We start from the raw sequence: 18,548 nt of genomic DNA, 5'->3' as shown, positions 1-18,548 counted from the left end.
AAGGCGTCAGGTGACGCCGAGTAGCGCCCGCGCATGGGTGCTGTCGGTTGGACGGGCAGGGTCAACCCCATCCGACGGCGCGCGACGGCACCGGCGGCGTGGCCGGGATCAGCCCGGAAATGGCGGTGCGGTGGAAACCGCTGCTGCCGGACAATCGCAAACATGATCATGCCAGTGAAGAGCGTCGCCGAGCTGACCGACGCGATGAGTGCGGGCACCCGGATGAGGTTCCTGTTCTTCTGGGGCCATCGGCCCCAACACGACGGCAGCACCGGGGCCGGATGCCTGAGCCAGTGGTGGCCGGCACCGTTCACCGTCGACGGGCAGCGCTTCGCCACGGCCGAGCACTACATGATGTGGCGCAAGGCCACCCTCTTCGACGACCACGCCACAGCCGCCAGAATCCTGACGGTGGCGCATCCGCGTGCGGCGAAGACGCTGGGCCGGCAGGTCACCGGATTCGACCAGCAGAGGTGGGAGCAGCACCGGTACGACATCGTGGTGGCCGGGAGCGTGGCGAAGTTCGGCCAGCACCCTGCGCTGCGCGCCTACCTGCTCGACACCGGCGAGCGGGTGCTCGTGGAGGCCAGCCCGCTGGATCGGGTCTGGGGCATCGGTGTGGCCGCCGACCATCCGTACGCCGCCGATCCCGCACGCTGGCAGGGGCTGAACCTGCTCGGCTTCGCGCTCATGCAGGCCCGCGTGATCCTGCGTGAACAGGAACGGACCGACGGGTAGGGCACCGTACCTGGTCGCCGCCGGCAAGTGACCGGCGACTCGGGCAGGACCTTGCGGTAGACCTCGGCGAAGGCTTCCCCCAGCCGGCGCGGTTCCGAAGGTGGTCACCACGATCCTCGGTGACACCAATCCGCTGACCGGCGGGCCGGAGCGCCGAGGTCTTCTCGCCTCACCCTCCCGGCGGGCGCTCGATCGGCCAGACCTCCACGACACCGTCGGCGACCGCGCACGGGGTGTCCGCCACCAGCGCGATGGCGTCCTCAAGGCTGTCCGCCTCGATCACCATGAAGCCCGCGACCGGCAGGTCCGAGCGCAGGTAGGCACCCTCGTCGCGTCTGACGCCGCGCCCTCCGGGGTTTCGCACCTGCACGGGCTGCCCTGCTCGGCCGATGCGTGCACCCTCTCCCTGCAGCTTCTCGTCGTGCGCGTGGGCCCGGTCACGGACCGATGGGTCGGTTCGGTCGTACCCGGCCCGATCGCCGTAGCCGATGGTGATGAACATGGGCATGGGCTGCACCTTTCCCTGTCGAGATCCTCGGGACGCCGGTCTGTCGCCCCGGCTCCCCACGTGATGCCACCTGGTGCACCTCAGGCGTTCCCCCGGACCGCCCAGGCTCCTGATTGCACCGTTGCACAGCCGGCGGCCGGGGCGAACCCATCGACCAGGCGGTCCCTGCGCCAGGGTCCTGGCCTTCTGCCGTGTTCAGGGCCGGTATCGGGCGATCATGGTGTCCACCGCCTCCGTCACGGCCCGCTCGATCGCGGAGGGCTCGGGCGCCCAGTCGGTGAGCAGGAGGGTGGGCCAGAAGACGAAGTTGGAGATCATGCCGAGGAACTGGGTCGCCGCGAGGGTGGGGTCCTCGACCTTCGCCGACCCGGCGGTGTGTGCGGCGGTCAGGTATCGGCTGACCGACTCGAAGTAGGGCATCTTCCCCTGGCTGAACTGGGCTTCCCCGAGTTCGGGGAAGCGTGGCAGCTCGGCGATGACGATGCGGAACAGTGCGGTCATCCCGGGGCGGGTGAGCAGGTCGACGTACCGGTGACCGATCGCGGTCAGGCCGGCCCGCAGGTCCTCGACGGACGGGTCCGGGCCGCCTGAATCCTCGATTTTCCAGGATTCGGTCACGATGGCGTCGAAGAGTGCCGCCTTCGTGGGGAACTGCTTGAAGAGGGTCGCCTTCGACACCCCCGCCGCCTCCGCGATCCTGGCGAGCGAGGTGCTGTCGTAGCCGGATGTCAGGAACAGGCCGGTGGCGGCCGTGAGGATGGCCGCGCGCTTCTCCTCCGCCACGCGTCGGTGGTACGCCGAGGGTTCGGTGCTCATGGGTCCCAGTATGCCCGCTGGCGAGGTGAGTCACTTGACTCACCTTCACCCCAACCGGTAGCGTGCGATGGCAAGGTGAGCCGGTCAGCTCACCTTGAGATCAGCCTACCGAGGGGGTAGAAATGGCACGCTTCACCCACCAGACCGCGCTGATCACCGGGGGTACCGGTGGACTCGGCGAGAGTCACGTACGGGCCTTCCACGCCGAGGGCGCGAACGTCGTCGTCGGCAGCACGGCAGGCGGCCTGAGCAAGGCCTCGCAGCTCGCTGCGGAGCTGGGCGAACGCGCCCTCGCGGTCCACCTCGACGTCACCAGCGAGGACGACTGGACCGCCGCCGTCACCGCCACCGAGCAGGCCTTCGGCACGCTGACGGTCCTGGTCAACAACGCGGGCGTCCAGAACTCCGCCACCACGATCGAAGCCACCGACCAGGCCCGCTGGGACCGTACCTTCGCGATCAACGTGACCGGCCAGTTCCTCGGCATCAAGACCGTCACCCCGGCGATGCGGCGGGCCGGCGGCGGCTCCATCGTCAACATCGGATCCACGATGGGGTACGGGGGAACCGCCCTCTACGCCTCGTACGTCGCCGGCAAATGGGCGGTCAGGGGCCTGACGCTGAGCGCCGCCCTCGAGTTGGGCCGCGACAACATCCGGGTGAACGCCATCCACCCCGGTGTCATCTCGACCAAGCTGATCCACGAACCGGCGGCCCCCGGTGAGCGGCCCATCTCGGACTTCTACGACCCTGCACCGTTCGCGATCCCCCGCCTCGGCGTACCGGCGGACGTGAGCGCGGCACTGCTCTACCTGACCTCACCGGAGGCGTCTTTCGTGACCGGCACCGAGCTGGTGCTCGACGGTGGCCTGCTGCTCGGCCCGGCACTACCGGCGGGCGTCGCCGAGGCCGCCTGAAGAAACCACCCCGGCACTGCCCTGGGACCTTCCGGACGACGACCTGGCCCACCTGTGGCCCCACGTCGACCTCCGGAACACCGCCCCGCAGACGTCAGGGCGGTCGGTGCACGCGGCAAGTACCCGTTTGCCACAGCCCACGGGTGGGAAAGTCCGACACATGTCTATATGGAGCAGGTTCATGAAGAGGCGCAGCAGGAAGATCGAACAGCAACGCAACGAGGCTGTGGCCAGGGCGATGTCCCGTGGCGCCACCCCGGGAGAGGCAGCGGCAGCCGGAGATCGCGCGGCGCGCGGTGACACCGCCACCACCGTGATGCGTATCAACAACCTCTGACGGGATGTGCGGCCGGGACGACTCCGTCTCGGCCGCACCCCGTCGACCACGCCGACCTCGACCAGCCCCGACCGGCCCGATATCGGCGTGGTGTAGGCCCTCCGCCGCCGTGGACCACATGGTCCACCCCGCACGGGTCCTGCATACGGTCCACGACCTGCTGCCCGTGCAGGCCTCCTCAAGGCCGTCGACCTCCCCGACGGCTGCCGTTCAGAACAGGGCCGGGGGTTCGGCCGGAAGGCCACGGTGGTGGACACACGGGCCGCCGCCGGTGGCCGCCGTGCAACGTCGGCCCTTGACCGGAGCCCCGCACTGCACGGCCGGATCGTGGACGTGGCACAGCCCGGACGGTCGGGGCTCGATCAGGCAGGGGTGACCGGTACGGGTCGTTCCTGCGCACCCGCCCACCGGCGGCGGTGACGGCGTCGACGGTGGTGGGGTGGCGGGGGCGGCAGGTCGGGGTATCCCCGGCCCGTGGGCGGGGGCGGGCAGCGCCGACGGCGGTACCCGGGTGTAGAGCTTTCTGCCCACCGCGACGTCGTGGTGGCCGCGCACGTCCAGGCGCACCATGTGGACGCCGGCCGGTGCGGGCTGCCACCGGGGCGCACCCCACTGCACCCACAATCCGAGTGCACCCGCCGCCACCTCGTGCTGAAGCTTGCTGCGGGACCGGATCTTGTCGGTCCGGTCGATCTCGATCGCCACCCTGGTCCCGTCCGGCCGGCGGCACAGCAGGTCCAGATACCCGACCCCCGACGGCCGGGTCGCCGACTCCACCACGGAGGGCACCTCCCGGCGGACCTGCCACCGCTGCTCGGTCGCCCATCTGGTGATCCGGTCGGTGAGCAGCTCGGTCACCTGAGCCGCCCGCCAGCGGGCGAAGGCCACCGGTTCCAACCAGGCGGCCAGGAACAGCGACAGAGATCGACCGTCGTCGGTACGCACGAGTCGACAGTAGACCGAAGGTAGCGCCTGACGCACAACCCCTAAGCGTCCTAGGAGGATGGGTCAGCGGCTCCTCGTACCCTCGGCTTGATTGTCAGGTCCCTGGCACTGCCGCTGATCGACTTGTGAGATCCGGGCCGTGTTCTCGAAGTCTGATGTCGGCACAGCGGTGGTCGACCCTCGATCAGGTCGAGGACCCACCCTGATCGAGAACGTCCCGCACGCGATCGACCAGTGGAGACCTCGGATGCTCGACCTGGAAACACTACGGCCGATCCTGCGCGCCACCTGGACCGCTGACACCTGCGACCCCCACGACCTACCCGACTGGCGGCCGGACAACCCCGCCCGAGGACAGTGCGGAGTCACCGCCCTCATCGTCCAGGACCACCTCGGAGGAGACCTGATCCTCGGCGAGGTCCTCGCCCACGGCACCAAGGTCGGCCACCACTACTGGAACCGACTACCCGACGGCCGTCACGTGGACCTCACCGCCGACCAGTTCCGGCCCGAGGAGGTCATCGTCGGCGGCCAGACACAACACCGGCCACCCGGTGCCCCCCGACGGTGCCGCGAACAGTACGACATGCTGATACAGCGGGTCCTCACCGACCTCGGCGACCGAACCGACACCGGTCGGGACCGGTGACCGGCCGGGACCACGCACCCGACAGCCGTCCATGATGTCCCTGCACGGCTCCCCGCGCCGGCCGTCTGCCAGTCGGTGAGCTGGTTCATCTCGGTCGCCTCGACCGGCAGGTGCAGCTCGGTGGGCGGCGGGTCGAACCGGGCGAGATCGAGGCGGTGCTGCGTCGGCAGGCGACAGTCGAGGACGCGGTCGTCGTCACGGAGCGCGATGAGCGTACGCTCTGCGCCGTTTACACCGGCGTCCCTGACGGCGCCTCTGCGCTGCGCCTGGCGCTGAGTGAGCTGCTTCCGCCGTACATGGTGCCGGCCCGGTTCGTCTGGCTGTCGAGCCTGCCGCTCAACCCGAACGGCAAGATCGACCGACGACGCCTGGCAGCCGAGGTCAGCCGTTGACGAGGTCGCTCAGACGCGGCCCCAACACTGCTGCGAGGCGGGCGTCGTGGTGACGCAACTCGGCCACGAAGGCGTGGGTGGCGGACCCTAGAGCCCGAGACAACTCAGGGTGGTCCAGGCTGCGGACCAGTGCCTCGCGCAGCGGGGAGCTCGCCTCGACCGGAAGTCGGTCGGCGCTCTTGAGATGGTCGCCCGGATGACCGAGCCGATGGGACATCAGCGTCAGTGTGTTGTCCCGCAACGCGCTGATCCAGTATTCGGCCTGCCAAGCCGCCGAACGCTGGATGCAGACGTACGCGTGCAGCACGTGGTGCCAGCATCGGCCGGCGAGGTGGTCGGTGTCGGTGACCGCCGGCTTACGGTCTACGCCCTGACCGAAGAGCACCTCGAACGCGCCGTCACCCACCGGGCCGAACGCGCTCGCCGGAGTGAAGCCGAGGTCGACCTCGAGAAGGTCGTCGAGCAGGAACGCGCGGTAGGTGGCCGGCCCGGCGACCAGGTCGAAGTGGTGAACCGCCCCGAGTTCGTCGTAGAGATAGCCGGTCCAGTCGTTCAGGACCTCGGCGGTCGCCCCGCCGCTCACCCCGAGGAAGAGGTCGATGTCGGACCAGGCGTCCTCGGTCTTGTGGGCAGCCGAGCCGGTCAGGGCAGCGGCGGTGATCCTGGAATCGCCGTGTGCGCCCTCGATGAGCCGGCGGCGTACGTTCGCCCGGCTGTCCGACGTGAACACCGGCGGAGCGTATCAGCGACGCAGAGGCGCAGAGCGGGATGAACCTGGTACCCCGTCAGCTTCCCATTCGGATCCCATCGGCTTCCCAACGCCGTGATCGAGGGTGGGGCGACGGTCGTCAGTGACCGCGAGGATTGGGGAGACGGCAATGAGAGGACGAGTAGCCGACCGGGCTGACTCGGATCCGGTCCAGGAGCTGCGACGCTACCTGGTTCGAGCTGATGGGTTCGTTGCGCGACTACGCAGGTTGCTCGCGGCGATGTTGGCGGTGGTGGTGCTGGGCGGCGGTGGATTCGTCGCCGTCGCCCCGGCCGCCGCGAACGGGACCGTCGAGGTGACCGTGGACGATCCCCTGCTGCGCAAGCGGTTGTTCACGAACCACATGCGGGCACGGATGGACGGGGCCTCGGGTTTCAAGGACCTCATGCTCAGCGCGTCCATGGTCGCCTACCGGCAGCAGAACCCCGGCGCGACCTACCAGCAGCTCCTGCAACATGTCACGGTGCTGCGGCAGCACTACACCGAGAGCCTCACCGCCGCCGACCTGGAACGTCCGGCCTACCAGTTCGCGATCAAGCTGCTGGAGCTGACCGCTCTCGCGCCCGGTGGGGCGGTGGCCTCCCCGCTGATGAAGGAACTCCTGGAGTCGACCGTCGGGACCCAGCTGCGCAACTACGGCAGCATGGTCGACCAGATCACCGCCGCCCAGTTCCAGCACTCCTGGTTCCTCCAGCAGTACACCGCCCAGGACCGGGTCTGGCAGTACGTCCACAACATCGCCCTGGTCGACCCCACCTTCAAGAACGCGTGGAATGCCGCTTTCGGAGTCCACTACAACGTGGACGCGGCAGCGCTCACCGACACTTTCGCCGCCGACCCGCACATGGCGAACTGGATGAACATCGGTGCCATCCTCGACAACCAGGCCAACCAGACGCGATACCTCGAGGAGGCGATGGCGCAGCTGAAGAAGCTGCTCGGCGACATCAACGGGGAGGTCACCGACTACAACGAGGCTCTGCGGTTCCTGGCCGCACGCTTTCCGCTGAGCAACGACGGTCCGAAACCGGACGCGGCGGTCCACCAGGCAGCTGTGCAGCAGGCCGCCGCCGCCCAGGAGTGGATCAGCGGTGCGGCGAGCGCCGTGCAGATCCTGTCGACCCTTGTCGGTTTCGCAGACAAGCGGTCCGGCGAGATCGTCGCCGGGGTGGGCGGGGCAGCGGTGCAGATCGCCTCGGCGATCAACCAGTACCTGCCGACGATCGCGGCCAAGGGGCTCGCTCAGGCCCTGACCTCGATGAGCACTCTGGCGCTCACCGGGAACGTCCTGGGGGCGATCTCCGCGCTGCTGCCGGTCTTCGCCGGCGGGGCCACCCCGGAGCAGCAGATCCTGGATGAGTTGGCCGCACTGCGGGGACAGGTGGTCAGGTTCGAGACGAACATGCACAGCCGGTTCGACCGGATCGAGACGTCGTTGACGACCATCTACGCCGACATGATGACGCAGTTCGAGACGGTCATCCAGTTGCAGAACGCGACGAACGCCCAGCTCCGGCAGATCAACACCCAGCTCGCCCGGATCACCGAGCGGATCGACCTCTGGGGCAACGCCATCTTCACCAACCAGCGTGAAGACAAGATCAATGAGACAAAGGAGCTGATCAACAGCTACGTCGGGTACACGGCCCGGTCCGGCATCGAGATGGACTACCAGCGCGACTACCTCCCGGTCTCCAACGCGCTGCAGTTCGACATCACCGACGAGGCGAAGGCCACTGTCTTCACCGCCCCGCTCACCGAGACCGACCCGGACACCGCCCTCGACTTGAAAGGCGTCTACGGCTCGATCGGCTATCTGCACAAGTACGCCCGGGACAACCTGGGGCTGACCGCACCGAACGTCGACCGACCGGCGGACGCCGAGGCGTGGCTGCTCGGGGCGACCGGCTACCAGATGCTGCTGGCCCAGAACCCGCAGCACGCCGCCCGGGTCCAGGGCCAGGCCGAGGCGGTGGTCGAGTCCGGTGAGGACATCCAGAACGCGGTACGCACGTTCAGCAAGCCACGGAAGCCGACCGGGGACAATCCGCGTTACCTGAACAACTTCGTCTACGACGTCGTGATGGCGTACCGGTGGACGGCCTTCCACATGGCCCAGCGGATGGCGGTGATCCGCGACGAGATCCGGCAGGGGCGCGAGCACGACATGTTCGGCAGCCCCACCCAGGCGGTGCCGACGGGCCAGAAGCCGACCGCGGATCCGGCGACCGTCCCCTCCTGCTCGGGTCACTCGGCTGCCCTCACCCGACCGGCCCAGGTCAAGTACGCCGACCTGCCTCAGGAACTGTGGGTGGCCCAGTACGGCAAGCCCGACGCGGCCGTCACCCTCTGCCACGAGTCCGGTTGGATCAACCAGTTGACGAGGCACATGGGCGGCTGGGAGGTGACCACCGCCGACCTGGAGTTCAAGTTCGTGGTCCGGCAGCGGTGGGACGGTGGCACCCGTACGGTGCGGGAGTGGAGCAAGGTCTTCCCGCAGGGAGTGGTCTGCCGGGTGCACGAGACCCTGCCCGGCAGCGAGTGCCGCTTCGCCGACCAGGAGTTGGCCAGGTGGAACAGCACCTACCGGTCGCAGTTCGAGCAGTCCGCCACCTCCGTCGACAACACGGCCGAGGCCCAGCAGCGGTCCCGGAACTGGTTCCGGGGGCAGGCTGCCGCCTACTACACCACTGTCACCGGCGAGTTGACCAACCCGAACCCGAGTAACCCGGCCGTGCAGACCCTGCACAGCCTCAACAAGCAGCTGACCTCGCAGTCCCGGCTGATGCGGGCGTACCTGAAGTTGGGGTTCGGCACCGCGCTGGCCCAGGACGACCTCCTCGCCCTCAACGTGCTCGGGACCGAACGTTTCCCGTCGGACCTGGACGGCCGGAACATGATCACGGCGTCGTTCGAGAAGGCCCGCGCGAACTACTGCGCGGACCGCAAGTCGCCGTGCACCCTGAAGGCGGAGATCGAGGGGCCGAAGGCCGGGCAGACAATGATCAACTGCCACAACCCGGTCAGCACCGACCCGATCGCCTACTGCGCCGAGTGGTTGACCTACTACCGGACCGACGAGATGTACAAGCGCCTGGACTTCTGGTCCAAGAAACTCGACGACGGTGACTACGTCGAAGGGCTTCCGGCGGTGGACCTGGCCATACGCAGCATCGACACCGCGAACCGCATCGCCACGCAGATCTCCACTCCGTGACGTCGGTGGGTCCGACCTCGGATCCGGGGTCGGACCCACCGACCGGGCCCGACACCCACCTCCGGCCCGAGATCCCGTCCAGGCCTGACGAGGGACCCGACCAACAGCATCCCGAGCAGGTCGGGTCACCGGCCGGATCCGGACTGGAAACATCCTGTGCAGGTCTGATCTGATCTTCAACCGAAACCGGTACCGGGGCGAGGGGACCCCACCGGAACGGGTTGGAGGACGGATGCAGGTCCAGTTCCGGGTTCTTGGTCCGCTGGTGGCGGAGGTCGACGGCCACGGCGTCGACCTCGGGGGACGTCGCCAGCGGGCCGTCCTGGCCGCACTGCTGGCCGCGCGCGGAAGCATCGTCTCCGCCGAGCGCCTCCGAGAGCAGGTCTGGAGCGACACCGAACCGCCCTCGATGGCCACCCTCTTCGGATACGTGGCGACGCTGCGGCGGATACTGGAGCCGCGACGACAGGCCCGCACCCCCGCCCGACTCCTGGTACGGGAGGGACCCGGCTACGCCCTGCGGGTCGCCGCGGACGCCGTCGACGCCGAACGCTTCACCCGGCTGGTCACCGAGGGCGGCCGTCACCTGGAACGTGCCGAACCCACCGCCGCCCTGCGCCAGCTCGACGACGGGCTCGCGCTCTGGCGCGGCCAGGCGTACGGCGACTTCACCGACGCACCGTTCGCTGTCTCGAAGGTGGCCCGGTTGGACGCGTTGCACGCCGTGGCACGGGAACTGCGCCTGGCCGCCATGCTGGCAGTCGGCGACCATCACACCGCTGTCGGCGAGCTGGAGGCCCTGGTCATCGAGCACCCACTACGGGAACGCGGATGGGAGTTGCTGGCATCGGCCCTCTACCGGGCCGGCCGGCAGGGCGATGCGTTGGGCGTGCTGCGCGAGGCCCGCAACCTCCTCGCCGCCGAACTGGGCACCGACCCCGGGCCGGGCCTGCTCCGGGTGCAACAGGCCATCCTCAACCAGGACGACACGCTCACCTCACCCGCCGGCACACCACCTGCCGCACCTTCCGCGCCGTCCAGCCGTAACCTGCCCGCCGCCCTCTCATCCTTCGTGGGCCGACGCACGGAACTCGACCGCCTGGCCGGCCTGCTCACCGCCCACCGCCTGGTGACCGTCGTCGGCCCCGGAGGCATGGGTAAGACCCGGTTGGCCCTGGAGGCGGCCCGGAACCGCTCCGACCCGGACGGTCCATGGTTGGTCGAGCTGGCCGGGGTCCGCGACGCCACGCTGGTGGCCCGCGCCGTCGCCGACGCCCTCGGTCTACCCGTCCCGCCCGGGGTGGCCGAACTGGCCACCGTTCTCGCCGACCGGCACCTCCTCATCGTGCTGGACAACGCCGAGCACCTACCGAACGCCGTCACCGAGGTCGCCACCGCCCTGGTCGCCGCCGGACCGGGAGTACGGGTACTGGTCACCAGCCGGCAGCCACTCGGTGTCGCAGGCGAGGGCCTGCTGGAGCTGACGTCACTTCCACCGGAGGACGCGGTGGCGCTCCTCGCCGCCAGGATGGCGGTGGTGCTGCCCGACAGCCCGCTGACCGAGGCCGACCGACCGGTCGCCCGGCGACTCTGCCAGGAACTGGACGGCCTACCGCTGGCCATCGAGTTGGCCGCAGCGCAGGTCCGGGCCTTGTCCCTACCGGAGATCGCCGCCCAACTCGACGACCGGTTCGCCCTCCTCGACAGCGGACGACCCGACGGGCACCGACACGCCACCCTGGAACAGACCATCGAGTGGAGCCACCACCTGCTCACCGAACCCGAGCAGTGGCTGTTGCGGCGACTCAGCGTCTTCGACGGCGGGTTCGACCTGGACGCCGCCACACAGGTGGGCACCGGGCCGGAGGTGCCCCGAGTGCTGCCCGTACTACTCGGACTGGTCCGCAAGTCGCTGGTCGCGGTCGACCCCGGCACCACCCCACGCCGGTACCGAATGCTGGACTCGATCCGCCACTACGCGGACAGGTCGGTGTCCCGCCCCGAACGCGCGGCGGCCCGCTCGCGGCACCGGATCTGGCTGTCGGGGTTGGTGGAGGAGGCCGAGCAACGGTTGCTGACCGCCGACGGCACCCACTGGATACAGCGACTGCGACGCGAACGGGACAACATCGCCGCAGCCGTCGAGTCGGCACTGGAAGCCGGGGACGCCCTCGGTGCAGCCCGAATCTGCGGTGCCCTGGCGTGGTTCTGGTTCCGTACCGGGCAGATCAGCGAGGGAACCCGCTGGGCTCGTGCCACCGACGCGGCCTTGCTCGACCGTATCGGCGGTGCAACCCCGGCCCAGGACGACCTGACCTTCGCGCGGGCCCGCCTGCTGTTGGCCGTCGGCGGGGTCACCTACCTGGCAGGAGAGCACGTCGCCGCCGCAAACGCCTTCCGCACCTCGGCGCAGCTCAGTCAGCACGTCGGCGCACGAGACACGCAAGCCACCGCCACCATCTACCTCGCGTCGATGACCATGATGGGTGGAGACGTCGCCGGCTCGCTGCCCCTGGCCGACGAGGCGGTCGCGTTGGCGGAGGCGGTCGACCAGCCCGGCCTGCGCGCGGAGGCACTGACCGTACGCGGACAGGTCAGCCGGGTCTGCGGAGATCCGGAACGGGCGCACCGGGAACTGGCCGAGGCGAACCGGCTGGCCCGCACCGCCGGACACTGGTGGGCGGTGCTCTCCTCGGCCTGGGCGGACAGCAAGGTCAGCATCGACCAGGGGCGGCCGGAACAGGCCGTCCGGACCCTCCACTCGCTGACCTTGGAAACAGACCCGGGCGACGACCGTGCCAGCTGGCTGGCGCTCGTCCACTCGCTGGCCGGGGCACTGGCCCGGACCGGACGAGCGCCGACGGGGGCGGTGCTGATCGGGGCGGTGCAAGCCCTCGGCGCCCCCATCGGCTACCACCCGGAACGGATGGACCCCTTCGACGCCCCGCGGGACACCAAGGCCGTCCGTGAAGCACTGGGCGAGGACCGGTACCGGGCCGGGCTCGCCGACGGCAACGGGCTGGGGTGGGCGGAGCTGGTGTCGCTGCTACGGAGGGAGCACGAGTCGGCGCAGTGTCGACACGTGGAGTGAACGACAAGTGATCCTGGGTGTTGGATCGTCTACGACCACCGCACCTGGACCATCACCGCATTCGGGGGTCATCGGCCAGAAACGGACCGTCAGCAAGGGCTACAAGCGGCGCAGGTACCCATGATCTCCAGGGTGTGGTTCACGTCGGTATAGCCGTGCCGGTCGGCAACCCAGTGGGTCCACGACTCCACGGCGGGGCCGGTGATCTCCACGGTCCGCGCGCAGTGCCGGCAGATCAGGTGGTGATGGTGGGTACGGCTGCACCGGCGGAACAACTGCTCCCCCGAGGGCAGCCGCATCACGTCCACATCCCCCGCCTCGACCAGGGCTTGAAGGATCCGGTACACGGTGGTCAGACCGATGGACACTCCCCCGTCACGCAGGTCGGCGTACAGGCGTTGGGCGCTGCGGAACCCCTCGGAGCGGGCCAACATCTCGATGAGGTGCGTCCGCTGCCGGGTGATGCGGGCCGTTCCCGGCAGCGGCCCGGTACTCACCGGGTGCCCTTACCGGGCCCGAAGCCCGTGATGGTGATGCGCACCGCGTCGGTCAGGGACAGTTCACCGCCGGTGTTTCGGACGGATGCCAGCGCTTGTGCCGCATCGACGGAGGCTGCCTCGATGCGGTTGGACGGAAGGTGGCGCAGCAGTTCCCGACCGCCGTGCGATCCCATCGTCTCGTCCCGGTACTTGGCGACGGTGGGGGCCATCAGTCCCGCATCCGTCACGATCGCTTGCAGGCCGGCCCGGGCGACGTCCCGAGCGGTGAACGCCGCCGTCGCCGGGGTGAGATCGGTAGCCGTCAAGGGCCGGGCCTCGGCAACGGGGAGGACCGACCCCCGGCCGCAGCCGACATCGAGCACCCGTTCACGGTCCCGACACAGATTGGGGTGCACGCCAGCCCGGTGCGGCATCACCACATCTCCGTGCGGGGTGAACGAGGGTGTGTCCGCCCCCCAGCGCCCCTGCCGGGACCAAGTTGCCGACCGGGACGACTTCCGCCTCGCCATCGCCGCCTCCTTCCAGAGCCACCGAAAGCATATCGCTATTGGTTGTCGTTTTCACATCGGCCTGAGCCCGGATGATCACTTCATGCGGCAGCCCTGCCTACAGGTCCGGGAAGGTGGCGGGAGCACTGCTGCCACCGAGCGCAGGTCGACCGTCCGAAGGGCGGTGGTGGCCGCTACCGGCGGCCACCACGGCTCAAGCGGGGTGATCGCCTCACCACGCATGGACGGTCACCCCGCAGGAACCCGCACCTCTGGGCAATTTCCTGCAAAGGGGCACCATTGCTTTCAAGCCGGAGGTTGGATGGCTCGTCGTGCGCCGACGGTCCTGCATCGACCCTCGACGACCGGGCCGGCACGTTCGACGCAGCCCGGGAACAGGCTGGGAACCGGTGCTCGACCGGTCGTACCTCGTGTGGCCCGATCGACACCACGACGGCCCGAGCAGCAGCGGTCGCGGATCGCCGAGGCCCGCCCGGCGCGCACAACGCCGAAGCCGTGGCCCTGCCCGCCCGGCTCGGCGCTGTCGTCGCCATCAACATGATCGGGCACCTCGCCCCGGCGGCGAGACGGACGCTGTGGCGACGGGTCGCCGAGCGGCTCGCCCCCGGTGCACCACTGGTGGTCAGCCCGCAGTCCCCGGTCGAACCCGTGGAGATGGCGGAGACGGCGTTCGTGCGGGTACGCGTGGGTGCCCACACCCACGTCGGCAGCGGCGGCGCGCAGCCAGCGGGTCCGGACTTCGCATGCTGGACGCATCCGACCGGCTCGTCCGGGAGACCACCGCCGAATACCGGTGGCAGGTCCTCTCCCCCGCCGGGCTTCTCGCCGAGGTGTCGACGGCGGGATTCAAGGCCATCGTCGGGCCGTTCGACGTCGTCCGGGCCGTGGCGACGCTTCCGAGCTGAATCCCGCTGTTCGCCGGCACCCCTCAGGAGTCGACGAGCCGCCAGCCGTCGGACTCCACGCGCGCCCGCCAGAAGGAGGCGTAGCGGCCGTCTGCCGCGACGAGTTCCTCGTGCCGACCGCGTTCGGTCACCCGCCCGCCGTCGAGTACCAGGATCTGGTCGGCGGCCGTCACCGTCTGCAGCCGGTGGGCGATCACCAGCAGGGTGGCGCGCTCGGCCAGCGCCGCCACCGCGGTCTGCATGGCCGCGTCGGACTCCGGGTCGAGGGAGGCGGTCGCCTCGTCCAGGACCACGATCGGGGCCTGTTTGAGCAGCGCCCGGGCGATCGACACCCGCTGGCGCTGCCCCCCGGAGAGGGCCCCGCCGGCCTCACCGACCGAGGTGTCCAGCCCGTGGGGCAGGTGGTCGGCCACCTCGTCCAGTCCGACCCGGGCGGCGGCGGCCCGTACCTCCTCGTCGGTGGCCTCCGGCCGCCCGAGTCGGATGTTGTCGGCCAGCGAGCCGTCGAAGAGGTAGACGTCCTGGAAGACGACGGAGATGCGACCTGTCAGGTCGGCGGCGGCGATCTCTCGGACGTCGACGCCGCCGATGCGGACGGAGCCGGCGTCGACGTCGGCGAAGCGGGCCAGCAGCCTCGTGACGGTGGTCTTACCCGCCCCGGACGGCCCGACCAGCGCGGTGAGGCTCCGCTCGGGGAGGGTGAAATCGACCCCGGTGAGGACGGGACGGTCACCGTGGGCGAAGTGCACGTCGGCGAAGACCACCTCGGCGCCGGTCGGGGTCCGGGGCGCGGCCGGCTCGGGCAGGACCGGCGTCAGCAGTACCTCATTGATGTCGGCGAGCTGACCGGAGGCGATCCGCAGGGCGGCGCCGAGTTCGGCGGCGGTGGTCAGCGGTTCGGTGAACCGCACGGCCAGCACCAGCACCGCCACCAGGGTGGGTGCGTCCAGGCGACCCTCGAGGGCCAGCCAGACGCCGAGGATCAGGACGGCCGCGAGCAGGGCGCGCACGGTGAACCCGAAGGCCACGAGGCCGGGTACGGCCCGGCGGGACAGTGCCCGGTCGGCGTGTCGCTGCGCGACCAGGGCCTCGTCGAGCAGGGTGTGTTCGGTGGCGAGCCGGCCGTAGGCCCGCAGCAGCGGCTGGGCCTGGGCGTACTCCACCACCCGGGAGGCCGTCTCGTCCGCCGCCCGGTGCCGGTCCGTGTCGGCATCGACCACCGCCCGGTTGGACAGTCGCAACACCAGGAGCAGCAGCGGTGTCGCGACCGCCACCGCGAGACCGATCCGGAGGTCGACCAGGAGCAGCACCAGCACGACGACCGACGGGGTGACCACTGCGGTCACCACCGGCCGCAGCAAGTGCGCGGGCACGCTCATCATCTGGAGCACACTCTGGCTCGCCAGCCGGGCGAGTCGGCCGGTCCGGGCGGTGGTGAACCAGCCCAGGGGTAGCTGGACGATCTTCTCGCCCAGCCGGTGGTGCAGGATGCGGGCGAGGCCGGTGCCGAAGGCGAAGGCACGGCGCTGGGCGAGGAAGGTCAGCGCCGCGTGTCCCAGCACCACGGCGGCGAAGGCGACCAACCAGGGCAGCGCCTCGGCCGGTTCCGGACCGAGCGCGGCCCGCAGCAGGGGGACGACCAGGGCGTACGCCAGACCCTGGGTGGCTGCCGCCGCCACGAGCAGGGCCAGAAGCCGGTGCAGGGCGGGGGTGTGCTCGCGGCCCATCGCGGTCCGCAGTGCGCCGATCACGCCGGTCCCCCTCCGGGCAGGGCCCCGGTCGGCCTGACCCTCTCCTGTGCCTGCCACATGCGGGCGTACCGGCCGTCGGCGGCCAGCAGGTCCTCGTGTCGGCCCCCCTCGACCACCCTCCCGCCGTCGAGGACCACGATCTGGTCGGCGGCGCGTACCCCGGCCAGCCGGTGGGCGATCACCAGCAGGGTGCGACCTGCGGCGACCGCCGACAGGGCCCGTTGGATGGCCCCCTCCGACTCGGGATCGGCGTAGGCGGTCGCCTCGTCCAGGACCAGGACGGGGGTGTCCGCCAGCAGCGCCCGGGCGATGCTGATCCGCTGCGCCTCCCCACCGGAGAGGGCGAGGTCCACCCCCACCACCGCCTCGTATCCGCGCGGGTCGGCGACGATCCGGTCGTGGATCTGCGCGGCCCGGGCGGCCGCCTCGATCTCGGCCCGGGTGGCCTGCGGCCGCCCGAGCGCGATGTTCTCGGCGACGGTGGAGCGCAGCAGGGTCACCTCCTGGAAGACGAAGCCGACCGTCCGGTGCAGCACCTCCGGGGGCAGTCGTCGGAGGTCGACGCCCCCGAGGGTGATCTCCCCAGCGGTGGGGTCGTGGAAGCCGGCGACGAGTCGGGCCACCGTCGACTTGCCCGCGCCGGAGGGTCCGACGAGGGCGGTGACGGTTCCGGGGAGCAGGTCGAGATCCACCTCGCGCAGGGCGGGGGTGAGGCCGTCGTAGGAGAAGCCGACCCCACGGAACCGCACCGTGCTGTCCTGCGGGTCGGCGTCACCCGCCGGCCGGGGCCGTACCGGTTCGTCGAGCAGCGCGGCGACCTCGGTGGCGGCGAGGACACCGGTCCGGAGCGCCTGCAGACGGGTGCCGATGCCGGCGACCGGTCCGGCGACCGCTGGTGCGAGCAGCGCGAACGCCGGCAGCGCGGCAGGTTGCACCCAGCCGGCCACGGCCCCGCCCACCCCGGCACCGAGCACCACCAACAGTACGATCGCCGGGGCGACGGCCACGTGGGCGGCGGTGGTGACGGTGGTGGTCGCCGCGGACCAGCGGCCGAAGAAGTCGCTGAAGGCGTCGGCGGCACGTAGGAACCGCTGGTGTGCGGCACCGGCCCGGCCGAAGGTCTTGAGTACTGCGATGCCGTCGACGAACTCCACCACCCCGTTGTTGATCTCGGTGGCGGCGTGCCCGTAGGCGGCCATCTTGGGGCGCGCCTCCCGCATGGCGTGCCGGAACAGGGCCAGCCCGGCGGTGAGCGGCAGCAGACAGAGCAGTGCGAGTCGCCAGTCGACTACGGCCAGGTAACTCAGCGCCGCGACCGGGGTGACCACGACCGCGGTCACGTCCAGGGCGGTGTGCGCCACCAGGTGGTGCATCGCCTGTACGTCGTCGTGCACCACCTTCTTGACCTGGCCGCTGCCCCGGCGGGCGTACCAGTCCAGCGGCACCTGCCCGAGTCGGTCGACCAGGGCTCGGCGCAGGGAGAGCTGCAGGAGGCTGTCGGCCCGGTGGCTCACGCCGTTCGCGGCGGTGGCCAGCGCCACGGCGGCGACGGCGGCCAGGCAGGCGCTGACGGCGACGCCCTGGACCGGGCCGGCGGCGTCCGCCGGGCGGGTCAGGAGACGCTCCCCGATGACGGCCATCGCGACCAGGACGGCGGTGCCGCAGATGCTGGAGAGCGCCTGCAGGGTCACCGCGAGGGTGAGGCGGCCGCGTACGGGCGCGAGAATCCTCGGCAGGGGACGCGGCGGCGGGGTGTCCGTCATAGTAAAACGAAATAGTAGTCGTTTTCATTAAGACTGGACAGTGGGGTCCACCCGGGGGGCAGGATCCGCAGGGGTGGGGCGGAGAGACGGCACGGCCGGGTCACGTCCGTCGAGAGACGGGGGCGACCCGGCCGATCCGAGGGTCAGTGCTCGTCGTAGTGGTCCCCGTGGGGGGCGTGGCGGTGCTCGCCGTGCAGGTAGTCGACGTGGTCCCCGTGGGGGACGGCCTCGTGCCCGCACCCCTCGGCGTGCCGGTGTTCATGTGTCTCGGCCGCCACGTGCACGCCCTCGACGGAGCACTCGTCGTAGTGGTCGCCGTGGCTGTGGTGGGCGTGCCCGTCGTGCAGGAAGTCGACATGGTCACCGTGCTGGACACCGACGTGCCCACACCCGTCGGTGTGTCGGTGCTCGTGCCCGGTGTGCGGTACGTGTTCGGTGGCGGTACCCATGGTTGCTACTCCTTGTTCGGTGTCGGATGGAATCTCGGCCGGTGACCTACGGCCAGCCCCTTGACTTCCCATCCTCAGCGGCCCGACCCCACCGTATGCTCTTATGCGCAGAATTGCATATGTGATGGACGGGTTGTGGAACGTCTCACACGCGAGACATCGGTCCGGGACACCTCCGCGACGGCCGGGGCGAGACCGGACCCCGGGCGCGACAGCCACCAGACCGCCCCGGACGCCGGGAGACCGACCACGAAGGGTCGACCGGGAGCACCGCCACCCACCCCACCTGGTG

Annotated in this window: 17 protein-coding genes; 8 read left to right on the top strand and 9 right to left on the bottom strand. The window is 70.3% G+C overall.

Annotated features, from left to right (window positions below):
- The first annotated feature begins 162 nt into the window (after positions 1-162).
- Positions 163-738 carry an NADAR family protein gene (locus WHN02_RS15310; RefSeq protein ID WP_434739416.1) on the top strand — a complete coding sequence of 192 codons (576 nt, stop codon included), beginning with the start codon at positions 163-165 and terminating at the stop codon, positions 736-738.
- Positions 739-907: 169 nt separating this feature from the next.
- Here the strand turns inward: WHN02_RS15310 and WHN02_RS15305 are convergent, their stop codons facing one another.
- Both WHN02_RS15305 and WHN02_RS15300 read right to left on the bottom strand, forming a co-directional pair.
- A complete protein-coding gene (locus WHN02_RS15305) occupies positions 908-1,246 on the bottom strand; it encodes a YciI family protein (RefSeq protein WP_434739415.1) in 339 nt (112 codons plus the stop codon).
- Between the two features lie 195 nt (positions 1,247-1,441).
- Entirely contained in the window at positions 1,442-2,062 is a 621-nt protein-coding gene (locus tag WHN02_RS15300; RefSeq protein ID WP_434739414.1) for a TetR/AcrR family transcriptional regulator, read from the bottom strand.
- Between the two features lie 122 nt (positions 2,063-2,184).
- Between WHN02_RS15300 and WHN02_RS15295 the strand changes: the two genes are divergently transcribed.
- The gene (locus WHN02_RS15295) at positions 2,185-2,979 is read left to right on the top strand and encodes a glucose 1-dehydrogenase (RefSeq protein ID WP_434739413.1); all 795 of its coding nucleotides are present in this window, start codon (positions 2,185-2,187) and stop codon (positions 2,977-2,979) included.
- A 181-nt stretch (positions 2,980-3,160) separates the two neighbouring features.
- Positions 3,161-3,316, top strand: coding sequence for a hypothetical protein (locus tag WHN02_RS15290; RefSeq protein ID WP_434739412.1), 156 nt, complete (start codon positions 3,161-3,163; stop codon positions 3,314-3,316).
- Between the two features lie 210 nt (positions 3,317-3,526).
- Here the strand turns inward: WHN02_RS15290 and WHN02_RS15285 are convergent, their stop codons facing one another.
- On the bottom strand, positions 3,527-4,261 hold the full coding sequence (locus WHN02_RS15285) for a hypothetical protein (protein ID WP_434739411.1): 735 nt from the start codon (positions 4,259-4,261) through the stop codon (positions 3,527-3,529).
- Positions 4,262-4,508: 247 nt separating this feature from the next.
- Between WHN02_RS15285 and WHN02_RS15280 the strand changes: the two genes are divergently transcribed.
- Both WHN02_RS15280 and WHN02_RS15275 read left to right on the top strand, forming a co-directional pair.
- Positions 4,509-4,910: a YunG family protein gene (locus WHN02_RS15280; RefSeq protein ID WP_434739410.1), complete on the top strand. Its 402-nt coding sequence runs from the start codon at positions 4,509-4,511 to the stop codon at positions 4,908-4,910.
- A 110-nt stretch (positions 4,911-5,020) separates the two neighbouring features.
- The gene (locus WHN02_RS15275) at positions 5,021-5,302 is read left to right on the top strand and encodes an AMP-binding enzyme (RefSeq protein WP_434739409.1); all 282 of its coding nucleotides are present in this window, start codon (positions 5,021-5,023) and stop codon (positions 5,300-5,302) included.
- Here the strand turns inward: WHN02_RS15275 and WHN02_RS15270 are convergent.
- On the bottom strand, positions 5,292-6,032 hold the full coding sequence (locus WHN02_RS15270) for a hypothetical protein (RefSeq protein WP_434739408.1): 741 nt from the start codon (positions 6,030-6,032) through the stop codon (positions 5,292-5,294). The genes WHN02_RS15275 and WHN02_RS15270 overlap by 11 nt on opposite strands.
- A 148-nt stretch (positions 6,033-6,180) precedes the next feature.
- On the opposite strand from WHN02_RS15270, the gene WHN02_RS15265 reads away from it, so the two are divergent.
- Both WHN02_RS15265 and WHN02_RS15260 read left to right on the top strand, forming a co-directional pair.
- Positions 6,181-9,288: a hypothetical protein gene (locus WHN02_RS15265; protein ID WP_434739407.1), complete on the top strand. Its 3,108-nt coding sequence runs from the start codon at positions 6,181-6,183 to the stop codon at positions 9,286-9,288.
- Between the two features lie 232 nt (positions 9,289-9,520).
- Positions 9,521-12,379: a BTAD domain-containing putative transcriptional regulator gene (locus WHN02_RS15260; RefSeq protein WP_434739406.1), complete on the top strand. Its 2,859-nt coding sequence runs from the start codon at positions 9,521-9,523 to the stop codon at positions 12,377-12,379.
- Between the two features lie 89 nt (positions 12,380-12,468).
- On the opposite strand, the gene WHN02_RS15255 is transcribed toward WHN02_RS15260, so the two are convergent.
- Together WHN02_RS15255 and WHN02_RS15250 are read right to left on the bottom strand one after the other, a co-directional pair.
- Positions 12,469-12,876, bottom strand: coding sequence for a Fur family transcriptional regulator (locus WHN02_RS15255; protein ID WP_434739405.1), 408 nt, complete (start codon positions 12,874-12,876; stop codon positions 12,469-12,471).
- Positions 12,873-13,241: a hypothetical protein gene (locus WHN02_RS15250; protein WP_434739404.1), complete on the bottom strand. Its 369-nt coding sequence runs from the start codon at positions 13,239-13,241 to the stop codon at positions 12,873-12,875. Before WHN02_RS15250 ends, WHN02_RS15255 begins: the two co-directional genes overlap by 4 nt.
- Positions 13,242-14,131: 890 nt before the next feature.
- Here WHN02_RS15250 and WHN02_RS15245 point away from each other — a divergent pair.
- Positions 14,132-14,293 carry a hypothetical protein gene (locus WHN02_RS15245; RefSeq protein ID WP_434739403.1) on the top strand — a complete coding sequence of 54 codons (162 nt, stop codon included), beginning with the start codon at positions 14,132-14,134 and terminating at the stop codon, positions 14,291-14,293.
- A 23-nt stretch (positions 14,294-14,316) separates the two neighbouring features.
- Here WHN02_RS15245 and WHN02_RS15240 read toward each other — a convergent pair whose 3' ends face one another.
- The 3 genes from WHN02_RS15240 to WHN02_RS15230 form a co-directional block, all read right to left on the bottom strand.
- Positions 14,317-16,044, bottom strand: a complete 1,728-nt coding sequence (locus tag WHN02_RS15240; protein ID WP_434739402.1) for an ABC transporter ATP-binding protein — start codon at positions 16,042-16,044, stop codon at positions 14,317-14,319.
- The gene (locus WHN02_RS15235; RefSeq protein ID WP_434739401.1) at positions 16,041-17,807 is read right to left on the bottom strand and encodes an ABC transporter ATP-binding protein; all 1,767 of its coding nucleotides are present in this window, start codon (positions 17,805-17,807) and stop codon (positions 16,041-16,043) included. The genes WHN02_RS15240 and WHN02_RS15235 overlap by 4 nt, the downstream gene beginning before the upstream one ends.
- 143 nt (positions 17,808-17,950) lie before the next feature.
- Positions 17,951-18,256, bottom strand: coding sequence for a hypothetical protein (locus tag WHN02_RS15230; RefSeq protein ID WP_434739400.1), 306 nt, complete (start codon positions 18,254-18,256; stop codon positions 17,951-17,953).
- Positions 18,257-18,548 lie beyond the last annotated feature (292 nt).

The organism is Micromonospora sp. SH-82 (assembly GCF_051132485.1).
In the GTDB taxonomy this organism is placed as follows: domain Bacteria; phylum Actinomycetota; class Actinomycetes; order Mycobacteriales; family Micromonosporaceae; genus Micromonospora.
Note: the sequence above shows the minus strand (reverse complement) of the source record. Positions and strands in the feature narration are given on the sequence as shown.